Genomic DNA, 23,836 nt, shown 5'->3' with positions numbered 1-23,836 from the left:
AGTTCACTGTTCCATATGCATGCCGGGGCAGGTCATCATTGGAACCAGTGCTCTCGCGCTTTCATGATCAGTGCCTTCGCAGCTTCTTCGTCGACGCCGGTCATCTCGGTCAGTTCGTCGACAGCCAGCTCGGCCAGATCATCGCGCGTCTGAATTTCATGCTCGGCCAGCTTGGCCAGCAACTCGGGCGTCATGCCGTCGAGGCTCTTGAGATCGAGTGCAACACCCTCGACCTTTTCCTCGGTGGCAATCGCCTGCGTCAGCAGTGCGTCGCGTGAACGATTGCGCAGTTCGTGCACCGTGTCCTCGTCGAATGCTTCAATCTCGAGCATTTCGTTAAGGGGCACGTAGGCGATCTCTTCCAGACTCGAGAAACCTTCCTCGATCAGGATGTCCGCCACTTCTTCATCCACATCGAGACGCTGCATGAACAACGTACGCAGCGTGCCGCGTTCTTCGTTCTGCTTCTCTGCCGATTCATCCGGCGTCATGATGTTGATTTGCCAGCCGGTCAGTTCCGACGCGAGACGCACGTTCTGACCGCTGCGACCAATCGCCACTGCCAGTTCGTTCTCGTCGACGACGACGTCCATGCTGTGCTTTTCTTCGTCCACGACGATCGACTGCACCGCCGCCGGCGCGAGCGCGCCGATCACGAATTGCGCCGGGTCTTCCGACCACAGCACGATATCGACGTTCTCACCGCCCAGTTCGTTACGCACGGCCTGCACACGCGTGCCGCGAATGCCCACGCAAGTGCCGATCGGATCGATGCGCTTGTCGTACGCCACCACGGCGATCTTGGCGCGTACGCCCGGATCTCGAGCGGCCGACTTGATCTCCAGCAGACCCTGCTCGATTTCCGGCACTTCCATGCCGAACAGCTCAATCAGGAATTCCGGCGCCGTGCGCGAGAGTTCGATTTGCGGGCCGCGTGCCGTGCGGTCGACCTTCACGATGTAAGCGCGAACGCGGTCACCGATACGGAGGTTTTCTTTCGGAATCAGTTGATCGCGACGCAGCAGCGCTTCGACACGGCCCGACTCGACGATCAGGTTACCCTTGTCGAGACGCTTGACCGTGCCGGTCATGATCTTTTCACCGCGCTCGAGGAAGTCCGACAGGATCTGCTCACGCTCGGCATCGCGAATGCGCTGCAGAATGACCTGCTTGGCCGCCTGCGCACCGATACGACCGAACTCCAGCGATTCCACCGGCTCTTCGATGAACTCGTTGATTTCGATCGACGGGTTTTCTTCTTTAGCTTCGAACAACAGGATCTGCTTGTCCGGCTCTTGCAGACCGGCTTCGTCCGGCACGACCAGCCAACGGCGGAAGCTCTCGTGCTCGCCCGACTCGCGGTCGATGTGCACGCGAATGTCGACGTCTTCGGTGTAGCGCTTCTTGGTGGCCGAAGCCAATGCTGCTTCAAGCGCGCCGAACACGACATCCTTGTCGACGTTCTTTTCGCGCGCGAGCGCATCGACCAACAGCAATACTTCGCGACTCATCGTTTGCGACTCCTAAAATCAATCTGCGGCACAAGGCGCGCACGGTCAATATCCGCGAGGGTGAAATCGAGCAGCGCCGGGCCGCCCTTGCCTTCGAACTCCAGGCTCAAGTTTTCGCCTTGCGGTGCCTGCAGGATGCCGCGGAACTGCTTGCGGCCTTCGAGCGGCACACGCAACGTAAGACTTACTTCCGCACCGGCAAAACGCTCGAAGTCACGCAGCTTGCGCAGCGGACGATCCAGCCCCGGCGACGATATTTCGAGTCGGTCGTAGTTGACGTTCTCGACCATCAGGACATGCGAGAGCTGACGGCTCACCGTCTCGCAGTCATCGATCGTGATGCCTTCCGGCTTGTCGATGTAGACGCGCAGCAAACCGCCGCCGGCGCGCTCAAGATCGACCAGCTCGTAACCCAGGCCTTCGACCGTGGTCTCGATCAGTTCTGGCAATTGCAACTTTGCTCACCCTAGAAAAACTCGCGCGCATTAGCAGCGCCCGACATGTCTGCGCGCCCCGCATGGGACGTCGCACGATACCTGCCTCGACCGCCCGGGCCGGCGTACCTGTGTCGGCACACCCACTCCCCGACGCGGCGGCATCGGCCGCGTGTAAAACGCTCGCGGCAAAAAAAAAATGGGCGAAACGCCCATTTCTTACAGCCTCATTGCGCATGAGGTGCGCGCCGCAACAGATCGCTCGGCACGCAAACCAGCTTATTCATTGATTTTATATGGTTTTGGGCCGATTTGCAACGCTTGGCGCCCCAAAAGCCCGCCTGACGGGCATCAATGCAACGTTGCTGCGCTGCAAAATGGGGGGGACGGCCAATCGCTCGCCGCCGCCCATTCTTCTCCGCCGTCCACATCGGGACGTTCAGGCAGCCTCAACGCGAACGGTTACCGCCGCGATTGCCTCGGTTGCCGCCACCGCTGTTACCACCACCACCACCACCACCACCACCACCACCACCACCACCACCGCCGCCACCGCCGCCACCCGTCCGGTTGCCGCCACGGCTGCGGTTGCCATTGGCGTTGCCGTTACCATTGCCGCTACGCGACTGGCCGCCGAAACCGCCGCCGCCCGTCGAGCCACCACCGCCGAAGCGTCGCCCTTCACCCCGCGGCGAAGGCGTCTGCCCCGGATAACCGCCGCTCGGGCCGACGAATGCCGTCAGCGGATTGGCGCGGGGACGACGCGACTGCCCTGGCTCGCGACTGAAAACACCCAGAGCGGTCTGCATCGGGTCCGGCTGACGGCGCGGCTCCTTCGGTGCACCAGCCTTGCCGCCGCGAGCGCCCTTTGGCTTCTCGTCCGGGCTTAGGCCCGGCATCTTCATGCCGACAGCCGAAAATAGCGAGCGAACCTGTGCGTCGTCCAGTTCTTCGTAACGACCGCGCTTGAGACCGCGCGGGAGCGTCAACGGGCCATAGCGCGTACGGATCAGACGGCTCACCATCAGCCCCGCCGCGTCGAACATACGACGCACTTCGCGGTTCCGTCCTTCGGCCAGCGCCACGTGATACCAGTGATTCGAGCCTTCGCCGCCCCCATCCTTCAGACGCAGGAAGTTGGCCTCGCCGTCATCCAGCTTGATGCCGTGCAGCAGTTGCTGGCGCGAGGCTTCGCTCAGTTGCCCCACGGTACGCACGGCGTATTCACGCTCGATTTCGTAACGCGGATGCATGAATCGGTTCGCCAGATCGCCAGACGTCGTCAGAATCAGCAGACCTTCCGTATTGAAATCCAGACGGCCGACAGCGAGCCACTTGGCCGTCTTCATCAGCGGCAGGCGATCGAACACCGACGCGCGGCCTTCCGGATCGGCGTGGCTGACGATTTCGCCCGCCGGCTTGTGGTACAGCAGCACGCGCGGCGGCTTGCTCGTGATGCGACGCTTGACGAGCTTGCCGTTGATGCGAACCAGGTCGGTGGGCAGAATGCGTTGGCCGATGTGGGCCGGCTCTGCATTGACGGACACACGCCCGGCGAGAATCAGCTCTTCCATCTCGCGACGCGAGCCCATGCCGGCTTCGGCAAGCACCTTGTGCAACTTCGGCGCCTCGTCGTCCGGCGACAGCACACGGCGATCTGCCGGACGGCGGCCACGCTTGGCGGCTGCCTTGGCGTCGCCATCGGACTCTTCGCTGTCGAAGCCCCCCGACGTGACGAACGAAAACAGATCGTCGTCGCCGCCCTTGCCGCCGGCGCCACCGGCGCCGGGCGCACCCTTGCGGCCACGGCCCTTGGCCCCTTGCGGCGCCTTGCCGGCCGGCGCAACACCGTTGCCAGCACCGCCACCGGCCTGTGCCGGCTGCGACGCCTGCGAGGCACCGTCACGCTTGCCGCCGCGCGGCTTGCGTGCGCCATTGCGAGGGGGACGCCCCTGAGCGGCCGACGGCGCACCGTCAGCGCCCGATGCGGGCCCCTGCGGTGCGTCGTCAAGTGGTGCGCCGTGCGCGGCGTCCGGCGCGGACTCACCCGCACCGCCGTCCTCGCCTTCGCGCTTGGCTTGCTGAGCCGCACGACGGCGGGCAATCAGACTGCGCGGACCACGGCGCAAACCGCGGCGCGATGTCTTGTCGTCACCGCCCTCGCCTTCCGGCGCGCGTGCTTCGGCACCGGCATCGCGTGCGTGCAGGTCCTGGGATTCTTCGTTTTGTTTCAACACAACCTCATTGGAAAACGGGATCGTCGTGGGCAGGCGTTAGTGGCTGCCCTGATCCGTGTTCGCACCATGAATGCGCGGCAAATGCTTGCCGCGACTTCGTTCTTATCGCTAACGGTCCCGCGGGTGTTCCCGGCGCCAGGCGCCGGTGCCTTCAGGTACCAGTGACGAGATTCTTGTCGTCCCCGTCGTTCTCGTCGTCATCCATCGCACCGGACATGGGCTGTCCGGCGGCGGCGGCTTCGTTCGCTGCCGAGTCAACAGCGTGCGGGGAAACCTCCTGCGTGACCGACGCCGCGGAATCTGCCGCCTGCGTCGCTACGTCCTGCATATCTTGCGGCGGATCGTCGCCGACCGACACCACAGACTCTGATTCTTCGGAATATTCCTCGTCCTGCGCAACATCTTCCGACAGGCCAGCAATATCATCCTCCGCCAGATCGGCATCGAATGCCGCTTTCGCGGCATCCCGCGCACCGTCGTCGGAACGTTCGCCGTGCAGTGCATCGCCCTGCTCACTGACGTGAGCAATGTCCGCGAGTTCATCAACGTCCAACGTCATTTCGCTCGACGCCTGCGCCAACACCTCGGGCGACACCTCGCACAAGCCTTCGCCTTCCGCCATCACGGCATCGAGCAAAGCGTCTTGCGTCAACTCTTCTTCGATCGACGCCAACGGGCGCTGACCTTCCGGCAGCCCTTGGGCAAGCGGCAAGTCATCGGCGCGCGTTTGCGCCAGACGCGCCAGCGCGTCGGCATCGGCGACGGGCGCGTCGTCGGACGTCGCCTCGTCACCCGCCTCCCCCTCGGCACGCTCACCGAATTCGATGTTCTGCTGCGCGAGCAGATCGATCTGCGCCTGTGCCGCCGGATCTTCCAGCGGTGGCAGCGCATCGAGCGCACGCAACCCCAGGTCGTCGAGGAAGTCCTTGGTCGTGGCGTACAGGCCAGGGCGTCCCGGCACCTCGCGATGACCAATCACCTCAATCCAGCCACGGTCTTCGAGCTGCTTGATGATCTGCGTGTTGACCGTCACGCCGCGTATCTCTTCGATGTCGCCTCGCGTGACAGGTTGACGGTATGCAATGATCGCCAGCGTCTCCATCACGGCGCGCGAATACTTCGGCGGCTTCTCCGGATTGAGGCGATCAAGGTATTCACGCATGCGCGGACGGCTCTGGAAACGCCAGCCGGTGGCCAATGCCACCAATTCCACACCTCGGCCATCCCATTGCACGCGGATTTCCTCGAGCAGCGCGCGCACCGTGTCACCAGACACGGCGTCATTGAAGAGCTTGCGCAGATCGCCGACCTTGAGCGGCTCCTGCGCGCAAATCAACGCGGTCTCGAGGACGAGTTTCGCCTCTTGGGTATTCATGTGCGACTAAGCAAACCGGGGGCTTGGCGACCCGGTATCAGGAATAAATGGATGCTTGGAACACGAGAAGCGGTCGTAACCGCTTCGCATAAGTGCGCGCCCGTTTGTGTTCGGTCGTAGTGACGGCGGCGCAACCTGGATGCTTCGAACGACCTGCCGGGAAAACGCCCAGGCCGATGGTACGGCGAGACGGACGTCCGGTATGTGCGCAATTATTACTGAAACACCGACGCCCGTAAAGCTTCGTCGAAACCCTGACGTCTTGGTAAGGAAAACGATAGGTCGGCGCCCCCATGGTAAACTCGCGAAATAACTTCAGGGGCCTCCATGACCACCGAGATCGGTCGAACTCCCATCGCTCAGCCCCGTTGTTCCACGTGTTCGCTGGGGCAGTTCTGCCTGCCCGTCGGCATTCCGGAACCCGAACTGGAACGACTGGATGCACTCGTGAGCGAGCGCCGTCGCCTCAAGAAAGGCGAAGTGCTTTATCACGCCAACGATGATCTAAACGCAGTCTATGGCATTCGCTTCGGCTCGCTGAAAAGCTGCGTTACCGCGCCCGACGGCCGCGAACAGGTCGTCGGTTTCCACCTTCAGGGCGAGCTGATCGGCCTCGACGCCGTGGCCGACAACCATCACCCGAGCACCGCCATCGCCCTCGAAGACAGCGAGTTGTGCATCGCCCGCTTCGGCGAACTGGAGACGCTATCGCGTCAGGTGCCGTCGCTGCAACGCCAGCTTCACCGCCTGATGAGCCAGGAAATCCGCAACGAGCACCAGCAACTGCTCGCGCTCGGCACGATGCGCGCCGAAGAGCGCCTGGCGGTCTTCCTGATCAACCTTTCCGAGCGGCTGGCCGCCCGCGGCTATGCAGCCAACGAATTCGTGCTGCGCATGAGCCGCGAGGAAATCGGCAGTTTCCTCGGCCTCAAGCTGGAAACCGTCAGCCGGCTGTTTTCGCGATTCGCTCAGAACGGCATGATCGAAATCCGGCAGCGTCACGTCAAGATCGTTGACGCCATTGGGCTGCGCGAACTCGCTGGCGCACCCTGCTGAGACCGGCAACCCGGGGGCGCCCCACGCGTCCCCGCGTTCCTCCCGCCCTAAGCCGCCGCCCGCGCTGGCTTCTACTTTCCTGCATTACCGATAAGCTACCGGTGCCGGGTCGGCATTGCCTTGCGCCAGATCAAGAGTCGCTCACGGGGCGCCGCCATCGTCCGAGGGTTCGACAAGCTCGGGCAAACCCTCCATAATCGGCGCGTTCGCCAGGCGGCATACCCGCAAGCCAGGCGCATCATCCCGACGGAGGCTGCCCGTTATGCCCGCTGCCATTTTCCTGAGCCCGGAAGACGCCGAGCATGCGTATTACGAAGCGCTGCGCGCCGGCGACACCGATACGCTGATGGATGTCTGGTCGGAAGACGAGGAGATCGTCTGCATTCACCCCTCGGGGCCAAGGCATGTCGGCCCGGCGGCCGTTCGCACGAGCTGGCGCCAGATCCTCGCTAACGGCGGAATGCAATTGACGGTGAGCCATCTTCAGGTCGCTCACAATCCGTTGTGCGCCGTCCACAACGTGCTCGAACAGATTCAGGTCGAAGTCCATCCCGAGGCACGTTACGCCTTTGTGCTCGCCACCAACGTCTATCTGAAGGAAGCCGATGGATGGCGGCTCGTGCTGCATCATGCCAGCCCGGCCATCGGTCACGAGGAACCCCGCACGCAGCAGCCCCGCAACCATCGCCTGCACTGACGCACCGTCACTGCGGCGTGGCCAACGCCGGCGAGGCATCGGCAGCATCCCAGTCCCAATACGGCGCTGGGCCAAAGCGTGCTTGCAGGAATTCGATCAGTGCATGGGTCTTCGGCGGCACGAACACCCGACTCGGGTAGACGGCCCAGATCGCCACCTCCTCCGCCAGCGGATACGCCGGCAGCACCGGCACCAGTTCGCCGCGCTGCAAGTGGGCGCCGATGTCCCACGTCGACTTGAGCGCAATACCCAACCCCGCCAGCACAGCATCGCGCAGCACCTCGCCGTTATCCGACGCGAGACGCCCGCTCACACGCACAACCAGCGTGCCGCCCGGCGTGACGAACCGCCAGTCGCGCTGTTCGCCGAGAATCAGGCAGTCGTGCCCGGCAAGGTCGCCGGGGTGCTTCGGCGCCCCCCGCGCCGCGAGATACGCCGGCGATGCGCACAACGTGCGCCGATTTGTGGCGAGCTTGCGGGCCACCAGCGTCGAATCGCGCAATGCACCCACGCGAATCGCAAGATCCACGCCCTCCTCGATGAGGTCGACGACGCGATCCGTCAGCCGGAAGTCGAGCGAAATGCCAGGATAGGACTCAAGGAATTCGGGCAACGCTGGCGAGATGTGCTGACGGCCGAACGACGACGAGCACGACACCCGCAAACGCCCCTGAGGCGCCGCCAGCCCCTGCCCGACGCTCGCCAGTGCCCGAGCCTCGGCGGCAAGCAGCGCCTGCGCCTGGAGCAGGAAGATTTCCCCTTCCTGCGTCAGTGCGACGCGTCGCGTCGTACGGTGCAGCAGGCGCGTGCCCAGCGCCCCTTCCAACTGCACGAGCCGCGTACTCGCGGTGGCCGGCGATAGCCCCCGCTCGCGCCCTGCCGCCGAGACATTACCGAGCGCCGCCACGCGCACGAACAACGCCACCGTATCGAGGTCCAATGCCATTTGATGGATTTCCCAAAAAATCTTTTCTGCATTATGCGAATTATCAAAGCAATCGACTAGCCGTAGTCTCTCGCTATCGCACTGCGTGCGTCGTCGCCCCTCCCCCGTGCACGGCGCGCCGCAACTCAAGGAGAAAGCAGATGAAAGCCATCGGATTGACCCGTTACCTGCCCATCGACGACCCCAAGTCGCTCGAAGACTTCGAGCTCCCCATGCCGGCAGCGGCCGGACGTGACTTGCTGGTCAAGGTCGAAGCCATTTCCGTGAACCCCGTCGACACTAAGGTTCGCGCACCGAAAGACAAGGTCGAAGCTACGCCGCGCGTACTCGGCTGGGACGCGGCAGGCACCGTTGCCGCCGTCGGCCCGGACGTCACCCTTTTCAAGGTCGGCGATCCGGTCTATTACGCAGGCAGCATCACACGTCCCGGCGCGAACAGCGAGTTCCATCTGGTGGACGAGCGCATCGTCGGCCACATGCCCGCGTCGCTCGATTTCGTGAACGCTGCGGCGCTGCCGCTCACGACGATCACCGCGTGGGAGGCCCTTTTCGATCGCCTCGGCATCGCCCCCGACGGCAGTGACGAAGGCAAGTCGATCCTGATCGTCGGGGGCGCCGGTGGCGTTGGCTCCATCGCCATTCAGCTCGCACGCCGTCTGGCTCGACTGACCATCGTGGCGAGCGCGTCGCGCCCGGAATCGGCCGATTGGTGCCGTCAACTCGGCGCGCAGCACGTGATCGATCATTACCAGGACATCCCCGCGCAATTGAAGGCGGCCGGCGTGCCTCAGGTGGATTTCGTGTTGTGCCTGAACGACACCGACGCCCACTTCCCGGCCATGGCCGAAGCCGTGGCCCCGCAAGGCAAGATCTGCTCGATTGTCGAGAACGCAGGGCCGCTCGAGATCGGTCTGCTCAAGAGCAAGAGCGCCACGTTCGTCTGGGAATTCATGTTCACGCGTGCGATGTACGAAACGCCGGACATGATTGCGCAGCACAAACTGCTGACCGAAGTTGCACGGCTCGTTGATGCTGGCACGCTGCGCACGACGGTCGGTGAAGTCATTGGTCCGATCAACGCGGCGAACCTGCGTCGCGCCCACGCGCAGCTCGAAGGCGGACGCACCATCGGCAAGCTCGTGCTCGCCCCGTTCTGAGCGGCGCGAACGCGCGCCTCTTCCACGTTAGCCGTCAAAAAAACGGCGCTTGCCCCATCACAGGTAAGCGCCGCTATCGTCGTGTCAGTCGTGTCAGTGCCAGCTAGTCACTTCGCCGACGGCACCGTTCCCTCGGGCAGCACAATGGCCTCGGCCGGATGAACGATCTCGCCGCCCAGCGCATCCACCCCGGCGATCAGGCGCTCGAAAGCGGCCCCGACCAGCGACGGGTCGCCCTTCACGCCCAGATCGATGTGACGGCGCGCGTAGATCTCCCCGCGCTGCGGGTCGCCCACGCTGGGCAGGCTGAACACCTTGACGCCGTGGTACTCGGCCTCGATGGCCTCCATAAGCGGCGTCAGCGTCGACTCGGCCAAACCGAAGACCAGCATCGATCGCTCAGTGTGTTTCGTCAGATGATGCAGCGCTGCGTAGTCCGTATCGAGCACCCAGGCCATCATCGGCCACGCCATAACCGGGAAACCGGGCATGAAATGATGCTGCGCGACCGAGAAACCGGGAATCTTGTTATACGGGTTCGGCAGCACGCGCGCACCGACCGGAAACTCGCCCATTTTGAGACGATGCCGGTTGTCCGGCTGGCTCATGTCGGCGCGGCCATCGGGGCTGGTGTCGGCAATGCGCTCCATGATGAGCGCTTCGGCTTCCGGGGTGAGCACGAGCGGCACACCTAGCGCCGCCGCCGCGCACTGGCGCGTGTGATCGTCGGGGGTGGCGCCAATGCCGCCGGTCACGAAAACGATATCGTCGCTGGCGAAACTGCGGCGCAGCGTGGCCGTGATGCGCGCCGGATCGTCGCCCACGTACTCGGCCCAGTCCAGTTGCATGCCGCGCTCGGCCAGCAACTCGATGATCTTGGGCAGATGTTTGTCCTGACGACGTCCCGAGAGGATCTCGTCGCCAATGATGATGATGCCTACCGCCATGATGCTTCCTTTGTCTTATCGTCAGAGCCTGGGGGGGAATCGCGCGGCACCGCCCGGCGGCAGCGCGCAGTGAAGCGATTGTGCCACTTTCACGGCGAACCGTTCGAGGGCCCCGGCCCAGTTCCCGGCAGCGGCGGTACCGGCGGCGACAGCGCAGGCGGCAGGTCTTCGCTCTCGGACGACGGCGAGCCCGAGTCGGGCAACACGGTCGCAGCCAGCGTCGGCCCGTGCCGGGCGGCCTCTTCCGCGCGCAATCGCGACAACGCACGCAGACAGTAGTGTGCGAACCACAGCGCAGAGAACACGAAGATCACGACGTAGAGCCAGATTGCCAGCAACGCAATGACCGGGAACAGCACGATCATGATGACGGACGAGACCCACAAGAGCGTCGGCAGCGAACCGAGCAGCCCCGTCGCCACCCCGATCACGAGCAGCGGCAAACGTCGCTCGCGCACAATCCGGCGCCGCTCGTCGGCACTGGCGTGATACGCCAGCGCGTCATACGTCATCACGCGATACGTCAGCCAGCCCCACAACAACGGCGGCACGATGGCGAAGAATGGCGGCACGAGCCACAGCGGCAGCGTCACGAGTGCCGCGATGAGAAAGACCACCGTCGCACCGAGCGACTGTCCGAGACTGCCCCAGAATGAGCCGCCCTGCCGCGCCTCTAGGTGAATGAAGTGGCGGCGCGAGAGGTGACGCAGCACCGCCGGCATCGACCATCCCGCGATCAGCAGCAGCGCCGTCACGACGATCAGGGGGACAAGCAGCGCCACGAGAATGAACGGTGCGAGCGCCATGCGCACACTGTCCACCCCGAAATAGCCGAAGAAGCGGTAGATCCACTGGGTGAATTGCCATTGCTCGAGCCAGACGCGCAGGAAATCGGTAAACGGCTCCCAGCCAAACCAGATCACGGCGCCCCAGATCAGGCCGGAGACGATGAAGGGCATTGCGGTGAGCCACAACATGCGCGGATGCAACAGGCTCACGAGCGCGCGGCCAAGCGCGCGAAGAATATCGTTCATGCAGATTCGGTACGGTCGGTGCCGTCGGTACGAGAAGCGGAATCGGAGGCGCCGGGGCGACGTGGCAGCAGGCTCGCCCACAGACGCCGCAAGCCGAGCCATTGCTGGGCCCAGAAGCCCTCGCCATAGTCGGCCAGACGGCCCGCCGGTGGCGGGAGTTGGTCGCGAATGCCGGTGGCGACACCCGCGTGCGAAAAGTCGGCGGTGCCGAACAGCATGTCCCACCAGGGGAACAGCACGCCGAAGTTACAGCCGCGATGGCGGCCTTCATGGCCGACACCGATCGCGTGGTGACGCCGATGATATGCCGGGCTCACGAGCAATCGCTCGCCGAGCCGGCCGAAACGCAATCGCGTATTCGCATGCTGAAGGCTCTGGAGCCATTCCGAGACCGCCACGAGCAGCACGAATTGCACCGGACTCACGCCGATCAGAATGGCGAGAGTCGCAAAAAACGCCGCCTTGATGAGATCGTCGAGCAGATGATTGCGGTTATCGGTCCAGAGCGACATCTGCCGCTGGCTGTGATGCACCGCATGCAGCGCCCACCCCCAGCGCAACGTGTGTTCCCAGCGGTGATACCAATACCCTGCGAAGTCGAGTATCAGCAGGTAGATCAGGAAGCTCGCGAACGCATGCCCCGTCACCGGCGGCCATAGGTCCTCGACGTTCAGATTCACGAAACCGGCCAGACGCAACCACGACTGGAGATTGTCGAAGAACGGGCGGAACGCGAAGAAGAACACCAGGTTGAAGAGCCCGAGCCGGTGCACGAGCGTGTAGATCACGTCCACACGCACGGCACGGCGCTCGCGCCACTGCTCGGCAGGCGCGAGCGCCTCGAGCGGGCGCAGCAGCGCAAGCATGAGCACGATCTGGAGCACGCCGATCAGGAAAAACTGGACACCGTCGAAGGCGTCGTCGGCGAGCGGCATCAGTCCGGTGGCAAACAGCGCCGGCTGCACGATGCGGATGTAGATCTCGGTCTGCACCGCCGAGAAGGCGGTGGAGAAACCGTCGACCAGCGAATCGAACATGTCGCGGGGCCGGGCGTCGTGAGGACGCCCGGTCAGTAGAGCCTTGGCGGCAATAGTTCGATGTTACAGCACCGGCGCACGGTCGTAGAAATAGATCCCGTGCGGGGAGCGTCCTACCGGAATGGTATTGATCAGCTTGCGCTGCGTCAGGTCGATGATGCCCACCTTGCGTGCCCAGCGGAACGTCACCCACAGGGTCTTCCGGTCGGCTGAGAGTTCCATGTCGTCCGGTCCCGGCAGCAATCCGGTGATGTTGCCCACGTTCGTGAGCGCATCCTGATCGATGATGCTGATCGTGCTCGACACCCGGTTCGAAATCAGCACATGCTTGCCGTCGGCGAGCGAGCGGAAGTTGTGCGCGCCCTTGCCCGTCGGAATCGTCTTGATGACCTTCTGGTTACGCCAGTCGACCACGGCGGCGTAGTCCGCCCCCGTCATGCCCACGAGCAGGTACTTGTCACCCGGCGTGAGCCACACCCCGGCCGGGCTGTCGCCGACCTTCAGCGTCCACAGCACCTTCTGGGTGGCCAGATCGATGGCGGCGATCTCGTTCGACTCCTGCAACGAGATGAACACCGTCTTGCTGTCCTGCGTGAAGACCAGATGGCTTGGCATCTTCTTGAGCGGGATGCGCTGCGCCACGCTCAGGTTCTTGCCGTCGAAGCGGTACACGTCGACCCGATCCAGTCGCAGCGCATTGGCGACGAACCACTTTTTGTCGGGCGAGAAGCCAATCTGGTACGGGTCTTCGATGTTCTCGATCTTGCGCTGAATCTGCCCCGTCTTCGGGTCGAGGAAGACCAGATTGTTGCCCACCGAATTCGCCACGATGAGCGACTGATTGTCAGGGGTGGCCATCAAATGGTGTGGCTCCTTGCCGACCGGGAACGTCTGGATGACCTTCTGCGTAGCCTTGTCGATGAGGCTGACGCTGGCATCGGCCGAATTGAGCACGACCACGACATTGTCGGGCACCGGCGCGGCGGCTCTGGCCGGTCCGGCAAGCGCAGCCAGCCCCAAAGAGGCAGCCAGACTGGCAGCGATCAGAAGTTTGCGCATTGCAGAGTCTCTCGGGAGAAAAAATGGACAGAAAAGTGACTGAAACGGTGACGAAGCATGCAGAGATGAGGCTTCGAAAAAGTCTCGCTATTGTAAGGCCGGGAACGCCTCGTCAGTGCGACTGCGGCATACCTATTTTGATCTGGCGAAACGCTTTTTCAGCACTTCCTGATGTAACGCAAACCAGCGGCCGGATTGCCCGCAGGAATGGCGTCCCGAGGAGGGCTCCGGACGCCACGATCTCACCTGCGCGGCATTCGCCCCGGTCGCCGGGCGACACGCATGCCTGGGTCATGTCAGCGTTGCAATGCCTCCCAGACCTTATGCAGACGCTTGACCGACACCGGCATGGGCGTGCGCAGCTCCTGAGCGAACAACGAGACGCGTAGCTCCTCGAGCAGCCAGCGGAACTCTTCGAGCCTCGCATCGCCGTGATCGCGGCGTTGCGACGTCGCCCGCTGCCAGTTTTGCAGCAGCGGCCCGAGTTCGCTCATGGCACGCGCGTCACGCGCCGGGTCGGCCTTGAGCTTGTCGACGCGCCCGGCCATCGCTTTGAGGTAGCGTGGGAAATGCGCCAGTTGCGCGTAGGGCGTGTCGATCAGGAACCGCTTGCCGATCAGCCGCTGCAATTGCGCCGTCATGTCCGCATACGCCTGCGCGAACGGTTTGGCTTGCGCCAGCTTCTTCTGCAACGCGGCGTACTCGGTGAGAATTTGCCCGGCCAGGCGCGCGATCTCCTGCGCCAGCAGCGTGAGGCGCCCTCGCCCCTCGTCCTTGCGCGCGACGAACGACGCGTTCTCGCTCGGCCACGGTAACTGGAGACACGCGCGCTCAAGCGCTAAATCGACGATCTGCTCGCGCAGTTCCTCCTGCGTGCCCAGACTCATGTACTGCATCGCCATCTGCTGCAAGCCCGGAATGTTCTTCTCCAGATACTTCACCTGCTCGCGCAACTGGATCGCGAAGAGCCGGCGCAGACCGGCGCGATGCTGACGCTGCGCCTCGTCCGGATCGTCGAACACCTCGAGATCGCAGTGATCGCCGCGATCGACCAGCGCCGGGTAGCCGAACAGCGTCTGACCGCCGCGACGGATTTCGAGCATCTCCGGCAACTCGCCGAAGCTCCATGTCGTCAGGTTGTCGTATCGACCCGGTTCGACAGCGGCCGCCACAGGCGCCTGTGCGGCCTGCGTTGCCGCCCTGCCCCCGCCCTTGGCATCCCCCCTTTCATTGCTCTTTCCAGTACCTCGCTCTGCCGCGGACGTTGCCGAGGCCGAGGCCGACGCACCACGCGTCTGCGCATCGACGGCCGCACCGCCGGTCGGCGTCGCGCCGCTTTTCGCCGCCAGTTGCTGGAAAGTGCGCTGCGCCTGCTGGCCGAGTTCGGCGCGCAGTTGCGCAAGATTGCGCCCCATGCCGAGTTGCCGCCCGTGCTCGTCGATGACCTTGAAGTTCATCGACAAGTGAGCCGGCAGCATTTCGAGCTTGAAGTCGCTCGACTTGAGCATGACGCCAGTCAACTCGCGAGCGTCGGCCATGAGGGCATCGAGCAGCGCTCCCTGCCCGAATGTCGCGCGCTCGAGGAAGCCTGCGGCATACTCCGGCAACGGGACGAAGTGACGCCGTAGTTTCTGCGGCAGCGACTTCATCAGTAAATGCGCCTTTTCCTTGAGCATGCCCGGCACCAGCCACTCGCAGCGGCGCGCGTCGACCTGATTGAGGGCGTAGAGCGGCACGGCGAGTGTCACGCCGTCGCGCGGCGAGCCCGGTTCGAAGTGGTACGTGAGCGCCATCTCGATGCCCGCGATGATCGTCTTCTTCGGGAACAGATCCGTCGTGACACCGGCAGCCTCGTGACGCATCAGATCGTCGCGCACGAGGTACAGCAACTTCGGTGTACCCTTCGCCGTCTCGCGATACCAGTGTTCGAAGCTCGCGCCGTCGTAGAGGCCCTCGGGCACGCTGGCGTCGTAGAACGCGTAGATCAGTTCGTCGTCGACGAGCACGTCCTGGCGGCGCGACTTGTGCTCAAGCTGCTCGATATCGGCAATCAGCTTGCGGTTGTGGGCGAAAAACGGCAGCTTCGTCTCCCATTCGCCTTCCACGAGCGCGCTGCGCAGGAAGATTTCACGAGCGCGGCGCGGGTCGCGCGGGCCGAAGTTCATGCGGCGGCGCGCGTAGATGGTCAGGCCGTAGAGCGTGCCACGTTCGTACGCGGTGACTTGCGCGGCCTTCTTCTCCCAATGCGCGTCGGAGAGCGACGTCTTCACGAGATGCTTGCCCACGCGCTCGATCCATTCCGGTTCGATGCGCGCGATGCACCGCGCGTAAAGACGGCTCGTCTCGACGAGTTCTCCGGCCATCACCCATCGCCCGGCCTTCTTCACGAGCGATGAGCCCGGCCAGATATGGAACTTGATACCGTGCGCGCCGAGGAAGTACGGATCGTCGTCGGCCTTGCAGCCAATGTTGCCCAGCAGGCCTGCCAGCAGCGCCAGATGCAACTGTTCGTAGGTCGCCTCGGATTCGTTGATGCGCCAGCCCTGCTCCCGCACGACGGTAAGCAACTGGCTGTGAACGTCGCGCCATTCGCGCAGGCGCAATTGCGACAGGAAGTTCTCGCGGCAGGCCTGCGCCAGCAGACGGTTCGACTTCTTATGGGCGATCGCCTCGTCGAACCACTGCCAGATCTTGAGCCACGAGAGGAATTCGGACTTCTCGTCGGCGAACTTGCGATGCGCATTGTCGGCGGCGTCCTGCGCCTCGATGGGCCGGTCGCGCGGGTCTTGCACGGCCAGCGCGCTGGCGATGATGAGGACTTCGCGCAGCGACTGGTGGTCGCGCGCGGCCAGGATCATGCGCCCCACACGGGGGTCGAGCGGCAGACGCGCCAGTTCGCGCCCAAGTGGCGTGAGCTGGTTGGTATCGTCGACGGCGCCCAGTTCGTTCAGCAGTTGATAGCCGTCGGCAATGGCACGGCCGGGTGGCGGTTCGATGAACGGGAATTCCTCGACCTTCGCGAGCCGCAGCGATTGCATGCGCAGAATGACGGCGGCGAGCGACGAGCGCAGGATTTCCGGGTCGGTGAAACGCGCCCGCGACTGAAAGTCCGTCTCGTCATACAGACGAATGCAAATGCCGTCGGCCACGCGACCGCAGCGCCCTGCCCGCTGGTTGGCGGCCGCCTGCGAAATCGACTCGATTTGCAGTTGCTCGACTTTGTTGCGATACGAATAGCGTTTGACGCGCGCCGTCCCCGCATCGACCACGTAGCGGATGCCCGGCACGGTAAGCGACGTTTCCGCCACGTTGGTGGCGAGCACGATACGACGCGCGTTGGAGGGCTTGAACACGCGCTCCTGATCGGTTGCCGACAGACGTGCGAAGAGCGGCAGGATTTCGGTATGCGGCGGGTGGTGCTTGCGCAGTGCCTCGGCCGCTTCGCGGATTTCGCGCTCGCCGGGCAGGAACACGAGCACGTCGCCCGAGCCTTCACGGCACAGTTCGTCAACGGCATCGACGATGCCGTCCATCAGATCGCGCTCGCGGTCACGGGCGCTGGCGCGGCTGCCCTCACGCCCTTCGGCGTTGGCGATGCGCGCATCGTCCTGAATCGGCCGGTAGCGCACTTCCACGGGATACAGGCGGCCGCTCACCTCGATGACGGGCGCCGGGCGCAGGTCGTCGCCCTCTCCCGTGCCGAAATGTCGGGCGAAGCGATCCGCATCGATGGTGGCCGACGTGATGATGACCTTGAGGTCCGGGCGCCGCGGCAGCAGTTGCTTGAGATAGCCGAGCAAGAAGTCGATGTTCAGACTGCGCTCGTGCGCCTCGTCGATGATGATGGTGTCGTACGCGCGCAACAGCGGATCGGTCTGCGTCTCGGCGAGCAGAATGCCGTCTGTCATCAATTTGACGGACGCGCCGTTCGACACGGTGTCGTTGAAGCGCACCTTGAAGCCGACGATCTCGCCGAGCGGCGTGTTCAGTTCGTCGGCGATCCGGCGCGCGGTGGCGGACGCGGCGATGCGGCGCGGCTGGGTGTGCCCGATCAAGCCGGTGCCACCGGCGCCGAGTCCGCGCCCGAGCGCCAGACATATTTTGGGAAGCTGGGTGGTCTTGCCCGAGCCGGTCTCGCCGCTCACGATCACGACCTGATGGCCGGCGATGGCGCGTGCGATCTCCTCGCGACGGCCGGAGACCGGCAGCGCTTCGGGGAAGTTGATTTCGGTAACGCGGTTGGCAGCCGCCTGCCGGACGGCCAGACGCTCGGCGTCGCGCGCATCGCGCTCAGCGGGTGTCAGACGACGCCCACCCGCAGGGTTCTGGCCACGAGCGTTGTCGGCACGTGGGGGTTTGGGCGCGCCCTTGGCGGCCTTCTGGGTTGACGCCGTGGCCGTGGATTCGGCACGCGTATGCCCCGGCGCCGTCACTTTCGGCTTCGGGGGCTGAGATTGTCGATTTCGTTCATCACTTGCCATGGGCGCGCATTATATAATCTGCGCATGTTTGCGCACGTACACCCATGCTGACCGAACCTGACCCCACCCTGCAAGACGACGAGACCGCCCACCAAGCCCAGTTCGTGGACTGGCTGCGATCGGTGGCCCCCTATATCCATGCATTCCGTGACAAGACCTTCGTGGTTGCCTTCGGTGGCGAGCTTGTCGCCGCCGGCGGGCTCGACTCGCTGATTCAAGACGTTGCGCTGCTGTGCGCCATGGGCATGCACATCGTGCTGGTGCACGGCTCACGACCCCAGGTCGAAGAGCAGATGCGCCTGCGACATATCGAATCGCACTTCGCCCAGCAGATGCGTATTACCGACGCCGCCGCGCTCGAAGCGGTGAAGGAAGCGGCGGGTGAGCTGCGTCTGGACATCGAGGCTTCGATCAGTCAAGGGCTGCCGAACACGCCGATGGGCAACGCGCGTATCAGCGTCGTGTCGGGCAACTTCGTCACCGGGCGCCCGGTCGGCATTGTCGACGGCGTAGACTTCCAGCACACGGGCGTCGTACGTAAGGTGGACGCCGAATCGATCCGCCTGTCGCTCACGAACGGCAAGATCGTGCTGCTCTCGCCACTGGGCTTCTCGCCCACCGGTCAATCGTTCAACCTGACGATGGAAGACGTCGCGTCGTCGGCCGCCATCGCGCTGCGCGCCGACAAGCTGATTTTCATCACCGAGACGCCCGGCGTTCTGAACGAATACAACGAGCTGCAACACGAACTGACACTCGAAGACGCCCAGCGCCTTCAGTCGCAAGGCACGCTCGACCGCGACTCGGCCTTCTACCTGAAATACGCCACGCGCGCCTGCCGCGCAGGCGTCGGCCGCGCCCACATCGTGCCCTTCGCCCTCGACGGCAGCATGCTGCTCGAACTCTTCTCGCACGATGGCGTGGGCACCATGATCTCGTACGAGAACCTGGAAAGCCTGCGCGAAGCAACCATCGACGACGTCGGCGGTATTCTGCAACTCATCGAACCACTCGAGTCGGACGGCACACTGGTACGACGCGGACGCCACCAACTGGAACGCGACATCGATCACTTCTCAGTCATCGAGCACGATGGACGCCTCTTCGGCTGTGCCGCACTCTACCCCTATCCCACCGAACGCATCGGCGAGATGGCCTGCCTGACAGTCGACCCGGAAGCGCAAGGCTCAGGGGACGGCGAACGCCTGCTCAAACACATCGAGCAACGCGCCCGCGCCCGTGGCCTGGAACGCCTGTTCGTACTCACCACCCGCACCGAACACTGGTTCCTCAAGCGCGGCTTCGTCAAGGCCGGTGTCGACGATCTACCCGCCGACCGCCGCCGCCTGTACAACTGGCAACGCCGCTCACTCGTGCTCATCAAGAAACTGTAACCACCGACCGGCAGGCTGCGCGCTTCTTCCAAGGTTTTCATCCCTTGAGTCCCGCCTCCCTGCCCCCATATCCAACCATCGGCCGCGGCGCATCACCCAGATGCGCGCCCCCGTCAAACCCTCCGGTAGACGACCGCCAGCGCACGGCCTCCCTTTCACGCCATACCAAGATTACGAAGGAGTTCCCCCATGGCCCGCATGGTTCAATGCATCAAGCTCGGTAAAGAAGCCGAAGGCCTCGATTTCCCCCCCATGCCCGGCGAACTCGGCAAACGCCTCTGGGAGAGCGTCTCGAAAGAAGCCTGGGCCGGATGGCTCAAGCAACAAACCATGCTGATTAACGAGAATCGCCTCAATATGGCCGATCCGCGCGCCCGTCAGTACCTCGTCAAGCAGACGGAAAAGTATTTCTTCGGTGACGGTGCCGACGTCGCTCAAGGGTATGTGCCGCCGCCTTCCGAGTAATCGGGCTCCGTTTTTACACCGTCCTCCAGACGGATCGGGGCCCCTTTTCGCCTCTCAGACATAAACCCAACTCGCTGCAGAAAGGAGCCCCGATCCGTCTCCGTATCAGCCCCGTCCCACGCCTGACAGGGCCGCAAAAAAGGGCACACGAATCGCTTCGTGTGCCCTTTTTCTGTTCTCTTTCTTGAGGTCTCTCAGGTCGCCTTTATTTGGCTACCCTCCACACTTGTTCCCGTCGACCGCACACCGCAGTGGTGGCAGAAATGCGCAAACGCATTTTTTCGCGTCGTACAGGTGCCGCAACGATCGAACAAGCAAATGCCACAATGCACGCAGAAGTCACGCTCAGCGTCGTCCAATTTCACCGGACGCTCACACCCCGGACACACCGACTTCGCCAGCCGTGCCTGCGTCAAATCGTATGACAACGTCTTGCGCCGCTCTTCGTCCGGCAACTGCTCTTCCGCCTTCTGCCGCGCCAAATACCTCTGCAACGATACGATGGCGTAACGCCCGATCAACACCGTCAACACAATGCCAACCAGATAACGAACATAGCCACCGTAGTCCGGCAGATACGGCACCAACTCCACAAAGAACGCGAACAACGCAAAGAAGACGAAGCCCCACACGAACGGCCACCACGTACTCCTACGCTGCCGCACGAAAAGCCATCCCGCCACCGCCAACAACGGTATCGTCAACGCCAGCCGAATGCCGAAGACCCTCAATTCCCGCGAACGCTGAACCACCACCAACCGTTTACCCGCCGCCGCATTCAACGCCTCACGCGCCGCCAGAGCCGTTTGAACCGCCCGCTGCGCTTCAAGCTGCTTCGCCTCTAACGTGTCAACCTGCGTCTGAGCATCGCGTTCAGCCGCTTTCAGAGTGTCGAGCGCGTGCGTGCGTGAGACAAGCTCCGCATCCTGACTGGCCTGCGCCGTCGCCATACGCGTGGCCACCCAATCGTCGAACGACTCACGAGCATTGCGATACGCCGTGCTTCGCGCCTTAAGTTGCAGACGCGCCGTCTCGAGTCCACTCTCAATGTCTTCGAGTTGCGTCTGTGCTTGCTTGATCGTAGCGTCCGCGCGCCCGGCCTGCGCACGATCCACGAACGAGTCGAGCGTCGGCGCAGAGGCAACCCCCGGCAGTTTGTCGACAACGAGCCCGCCAAGACCAATCAGGAACGCCGCGAACAACACGGCGATCAACCACAGACCGCGACGGAACCAGGTTTCGGGAAGACGACGAGATCCAGCCATCCTACCCTCCCAGAATCAGTTTTTGTAGTCGATGGTACGCACCCCTTCCGGTGTGCCCATCAACGTGATATCCGCGCCACGTTGCGCGAAAAGGCCGACCGTTACTACGCCCGGAATCTGGTTGACTCGCGCCTCGAACGCCACCGGGTCCAGAATCTGCAAGCCATGGACGTCGAGAATAGCACAGCCGTTGTCGGTCATATACGGGCTGCCGTCGGCACGCACACGCGCCTGCGGCTTACCGCCAAGCGCGGCCAGTGCGCGTGCAACGCTGGCCTGCGCCATCGGAATCACTTCGACCGGCAGCGGGAAAACGCCAAGCACGGCTACTTCTTTCGATGCATCGACAATGCAGACGAATTCTTTGGCCACCGATGCGACGATCTTCTCGCGCGTGAGCGCTCCGCCACCGCCCTTGATCATATGACCGAGCGTATTGATCTCGTCGGCACCGTCGACGTACACGGGCAGGCTTTCGATCTGATTGAGGTCGAACACTTCAATGCCATACTTGCGCAAACGCTCGGTACTGGCTTCGGAGCTGGAGACAGCACCGCGATAACGGCTTTTGTGAGCAGCGAGCGCGTCGATAAAGCAATTGGCCGTGGACCCTGTGCCCACGCCGATCACACTGCCCTCGGGCATGTGCTTGTTCACATAGTCGGCAGCCGCCTGGCCGACCAGGCGCTTGAGTTCGTCTTGGGTCATGGGGATTTCCGGCAAAGTTTGGTAAAGTCGGAAGTTTACCGGAGTCGGGCGTGCCGCGCCTTTTTTCGTCGCCCGGACGTATCCCGGACTTCATGTCACGCAGTGCATTTCTCGCAGGGGCGCTCTCATGAATCAGCTCGATCAGCTCAAACGCCACACCATCGTCGTGGCCGACACCGGCGACTTCCAGGCGATGGACGCCTACAAGCCCCAGGACGCCACCACCAATCCCTCGCTGATTCTCGGCGCGGTCCAGAAGGATGCCTACCGTCCGATTCTCACGCGCGTCGTGAGCGAACACCGCGCCGACTCCACCGACGAAATCATCGACCGTCTGCTGATTGCCTTCGGACGCGAAATTCTCGACATCGTGCCCGGTCGCGTATCGACGGAAGTCGACGCACGCCTGTCATTCGACACCGCAGGCACGGTCGCCCGCGCACGCAAACTCATCGCAATGTACGAAGCGCAAGGCATCGAGCGCGATCGCGTGCTTATCAAGATTGCATCAACCTGGGAAGGCATTCGCGCCGCCGAGATCCTCGAGCGCGACAAGATTCGCTGCAACATGACATTGCTCTTCTCGCTGGTGCAAGCCGCCGCCTGTGCCGAAGCGGGTGCGCGACTGATTTCGCCGTTCGTCGGCCGGATCTACGACTGGTACAAGAAGTCGGCAGGTGCAAACTGGGTGGAAGCGGACAACGCCGGAGAAAACGACCCGGGCGTGCGCTCGGTCGCCACCATCTACCGCTACTACAAGCACTTTGGCTACGACACGGAAGTCATGGGTGCGAGCTTCCGCTCGACCGGACAGATTCTGGCACTCGCGGGCTGCGACCTGCTGACGATCAGCACCGCGCTGCTCGAACAACTCCGCACAACGGAAGGCGAGGTGCGCCGCCAACTCGACGCGAAAGACGCCCGTGCCGCAACCATCGATCGCGTGAGAACGGACGAACCGTCGTTCCGCTTCGCGCTCAACGACGACGCGATGGCCACCGAAAAGCTCGCAGAAGGTATCCGCGCATTTGCCGCCGATGCCGTCAAACTCGAAGGTCTGATCGAAGCTGCACGGTAAGCGGACGCAGGAACATGCCCGGCGAACGCACGCCGGGCATCGCTTCGCCTACTTCGCGCCCTTGGCTGCCACTGCGCGCTGGCGCACCGCTTCATACAGGCATAGGGCACTCGCCACCGAGACGTTCAGGCTTTCGCAGCCGCCAGCCATCGGAATGCTCATCAACGTGTCGCAGGTCTCGCGCACCAGTCGGCGCATGCCCTCGCCTTCGGCACCCATGACAATCGCCATCGGCCCGGTGAGCGTGGTGTGGTAGATGTCGTTGGTTGCGTCGTCGGAGGTACCAACGACCCAGATGCCACGCTCCTGCAATTCGCGCAGCGTGCGCGCGAGATTGGTCACCGTGATGTATGGCACGGTCTCGGCCGCGCCGCTGGCAACCTTGGCGGCAGTCGCATTCAGGCCGACGGCACGGTCCTTCGGTGCGATCACCGCATGCGCCCCGGCCCCGTCCGCGACGCGCAGGCACGCGCCAAGGTTGTGCGGATCGGTCACGCTATCGAGCACCAGCAGCAGCGGCGGCCCGGAAATGCCATCGAGCAGTTCGTCGAGATTGAGCGCCAGCGACACTTCCTGAGCCCGCGCGACAACGCCCTGATGGCGCGACGATCCGGCCATGCCGTCGAGACGTTTGCCGTCGGCCTGAATGACCTTGATCGTCACACCCGGTGCGCCCTTGACCGACTCCACATGCTTCAGGAAGTCCGTCATGCGGCGATCGCGGCGGCTCGGATCGTAGTAGATTTCTTCGACGCTGCCCGCATCGTGACGCAGACGCGCAGTCACGGCGTGAAAGCCGAACAGCAGTTTCAATTGACTCATTTCACATCCTCAAAATAGCGTGTGCCCGCGCGGCCGTTCGCAACTGCCGCCGCACAAAGCACGACGGCGGCGGAGCCCGCATGGGCCACCGCCGCCGCAATCCATCGCTGGCATCAGATGCCGGTTGCTACCG

The 23,836-nt window shown here is 63.6% G+C and carries 19 protein-coding genes; 6 read left to right on the top strand and 13 right to left on the bottom strand.

All coding sequences use genetic code 11. The features are described from left to right. Nucleotides 1-35 precede the first annotated feature (35 nt). The 4 genes from nusA to scpB all read right to left on the bottom strand — a co-directional run bounded on the left by nusA (nt 36) and on the right by scpB (nt 5,557). Nucleotides 36-1,511, bottom strand: a complete 1,476-nt coding sequence (gene nusA / locus PHO31112_RS06410; protein ID WP_150586786.1) for a transcription termination factor NusA — start codon at nt 1,509-1,511, stop codon at nt 36-38. Continuing rightward, nucleotides 1,508-1,966: a ribosome maturation factor RimP gene (rimP, locus tag PHO31112_RS06405; RefSeq protein ID WP_010803774.1), complete on the bottom strand. Its 459-nt coding sequence runs from the start codon at nt 1,964-1,966 to the stop codon at nt 1,508-1,510. The genes nusA and rimP overlap by 4 nt, the downstream gene beginning before the upstream one ends. 428 nt (nt 1,967-2,394) lie before the next feature. Continuing rightward, nucleotides 2,395-4,152 carry a pseudouridine synthase gene (locus PHO31112_RS06400; RefSeq protein ID WP_246177794.1) on the bottom strand — a complete coding sequence of 586 codons (1,758 nt, stop codon included), beginning with the start codon at nt 4,150-4,152 and terminating at the stop codon, nt 2,395-2,397. 181 nt (nt 4,153-4,333) lie between these two features. Next, nucleotides 4,334-5,557, bottom strand: coding sequence for an SMC-Scp complex subunit ScpB (gene scpB / locus PHO31112_RS06395; RefSeq protein WP_150619712.1), 1,224 nt, complete (start codon nt 5,555-5,557; stop codon nt 4,334-4,336). Between the two features lie 327 nt (nt 5,558-5,884). Here scpB and fnr point away from each other — a divergent pair, with 327 nt between their 5' ends. Then, nucleotides 5,885-6,613: a fumarate/nitrate reduction transcriptional regulator Fnr gene (fnr, locus tag PHO31112_RS06390; protein WP_150619711.1), complete on the top strand. Its 729-nt coding sequence runs from the start codon at nt 5,885-5,887 to the stop codon at nt 6,611-6,613. 262 nt (nt 6,614-6,875) lie between these two features. Beyond that, nucleotides 6,876-7,310 (top strand): YybH family protein, encoded by a 435-nt coding sequence (locus PHO31112_RS06385; RefSeq protein WP_150619710.1) that lies wholly within the window; start codon nt 6,876-6,878, stop codon nt 7,308-7,310. 7 nt (nt 7,311-7,317) lie between these two features. Here the strand turns inward: PHO31112_RS06385 and PHO31112_RS06380 are convergent, their stop codons facing one another. After that, the gene (locus PHO31112_RS06380) at nt 7,318-8,256 is read right to left on the bottom strand and encodes a LysR family transcriptional regulator (RefSeq protein WP_150619709.1); all 939 of its coding nucleotides are present in this window, start codon (nt 8,254-8,256) and stop codon (nt 7,318-7,320) included. 140 nt (nt 8,257-8,396) lie between these two features. Between PHO31112_RS06380 and PHO31112_RS06375 the strand changes: the two genes are divergently transcribed. Continuing rightward, on the top strand, nt 8,397-9,413 hold the full coding sequence (locus PHO31112_RS06375) for a zinc-binding alcohol dehydrogenase family protein (protein ID WP_150619708.1): 1,017 nt from the start codon (nt 8,397-8,399) through the stop codon (nt 9,411-9,413). Between the two features lie 107 nt (nt 9,414-9,520). On the opposite strand, the gene PHO31112_RS06370 is transcribed toward PHO31112_RS06375, so the two are convergent. The 5 genes from PHO31112_RS06370 to hrpA form a co-directional block, all read right to left on the bottom strand. Continuing rightward, nucleotides 9,521-10,360: a competence/damage-inducible protein A gene (locus PHO31112_RS06370; protein WP_150619707.1), complete on the bottom strand. Its 840-nt coding sequence runs from the start codon at nt 10,358-10,360 to the stop codon at nt 9,521-9,523. Nucleotides 10,361-10,449: 89 nt separating this feature from the next. After that, nucleotides 10,450-11,394: an EI24 domain-containing protein gene (locus tag PHO31112_RS06365; RefSeq protein ID WP_150619706.1), complete on the bottom strand. Its 945-nt coding sequence runs from the start codon at nt 11,392-11,394 to the stop codon at nt 10,450-10,452. Then, a complete protein-coding gene (locus PHO31112_RS06360) occupies nt 11,391-12,431 on the bottom strand; it encodes a sterol desaturase family protein (RefSeq protein WP_150619705.1) in 1,041 nt (346 codons plus the stop codon). Before PHO31112_RS06360 ends, PHO31112_RS06365 begins: the two co-directional genes overlap by 4 nt. A 63-nt stretch (nt 12,432-12,494) precedes the next feature. Then, nucleotides 12,495-13,490 carry a YncE family protein gene (locus PHO31112_RS06355; protein ID WP_150619704.1) on the bottom strand — a complete coding sequence of 332 codons (996 nt, stop codon included), beginning with the start codon at nt 13,488-13,490 and terminating at the stop codon, nt 12,495-12,497. A gap of 296 nt (nt 13,491-13,786) precedes the next feature. After that, nucleotides 13,787-17,971 (bottom strand): ATP-dependent RNA helicase HrpA, encoded by a 4,185-nt coding sequence (hrpA, locus tag PHO31112_RS06350; RefSeq protein ID WP_150619703.1) that lies wholly within the window; start codon nt 17,969-17,971, stop codon nt 13,787-13,789. A gap of 44 nt (nt 17,972-18,015) precedes the next feature. On the opposite strand from hrpA, the gene argA reads away from it, so the two are divergent. After that, the gene (gene argA, locus PHO31112_RS06345; protein WP_150619702.1) at nt 18,016-19,365 is read left to right on the top strand and encodes an amino-acid N-acetyltransferase; all 1,350 of its coding nucleotides are present in this window, start codon (nt 18,016-18,018) and stop codon (nt 19,363-19,365) included. 189 nt (nt 19,366-19,554) lie between these two features. Next, on the top strand, nt 19,555-19,830 hold the full coding sequence (locus PHO31112_RS06340) for an oxidative damage protection protein (RefSeq protein WP_010804639.1): 276 nt from the start codon (nt 19,555-19,557) through the stop codon (nt 19,828-19,830). Between the two features lie 194 nt (nt 19,831-20,024). Here PHO31112_RS06340 and PHO31112_RS06335 read toward each other — a convergent pair whose 3' ends face one another. After that, entirely contained in the window at nt 20,025-21,095 is a 1,071-nt protein-coding gene (locus PHO31112_RS06335; protein WP_150619701.1) for a zinc ribbon domain-containing protein, read from the bottom strand. Nucleotides 21,096-21,110: 15 nt separating this feature from the next. Next, entirely contained in the window at nt 21,111-21,803 is a 693-nt protein-coding gene (gene rpiA, locus PHO31112_RS06330; protein WP_150619700.1) for a ribose-5-phosphate isomerase RpiA, read from the bottom strand. A 127-nt stretch (nt 21,804-21,930) separates the two neighbouring features. Between rpiA and tal the strand changes: the two genes are divergently transcribed. Continuing rightward, entirely contained in the window at nt 21,931-22,881 is a 951-nt protein-coding gene (gene tal, locus PHO31112_RS06325; RefSeq protein ID WP_150619699.1) for a transaldolase, read from the top strand. Nucleotides 22,882-22,929: 48 nt separating this feature from the next. On the opposite strand, the gene rlmB is transcribed toward tal, so the two are convergent. Further along, the gene (gene rlmB, locus PHO31112_RS06320) at nt 22,930-23,703 is read right to left on the bottom strand and encodes a 23S rRNA (guanosine(2251)-2'-O)-methyltransferase RlmB (protein WP_150619698.1); all 774 of its coding nucleotides are present in this window, start codon (nt 23,701-23,703) and stop codon (nt 22,930-22,932) included. Between the last annotated feature and the right edge of the window lie 133 nt (nt 23,704-23,836).

The sequence above is a fragment of the Pandoraea horticolens genome (assembly GCF_902459555.1).
In the GTDB taxonomy this organism is placed as follows: Bacteria; Pseudomonadota; Gammaproteobacteria; order Burkholderiales; family Burkholderiaceae; genus Pandoraea; species Pandoraea horticolens.
Note: the sequence above shows the minus strand (reverse complement) of the source record. Positions and strands in the feature narration are given on the sequence as shown.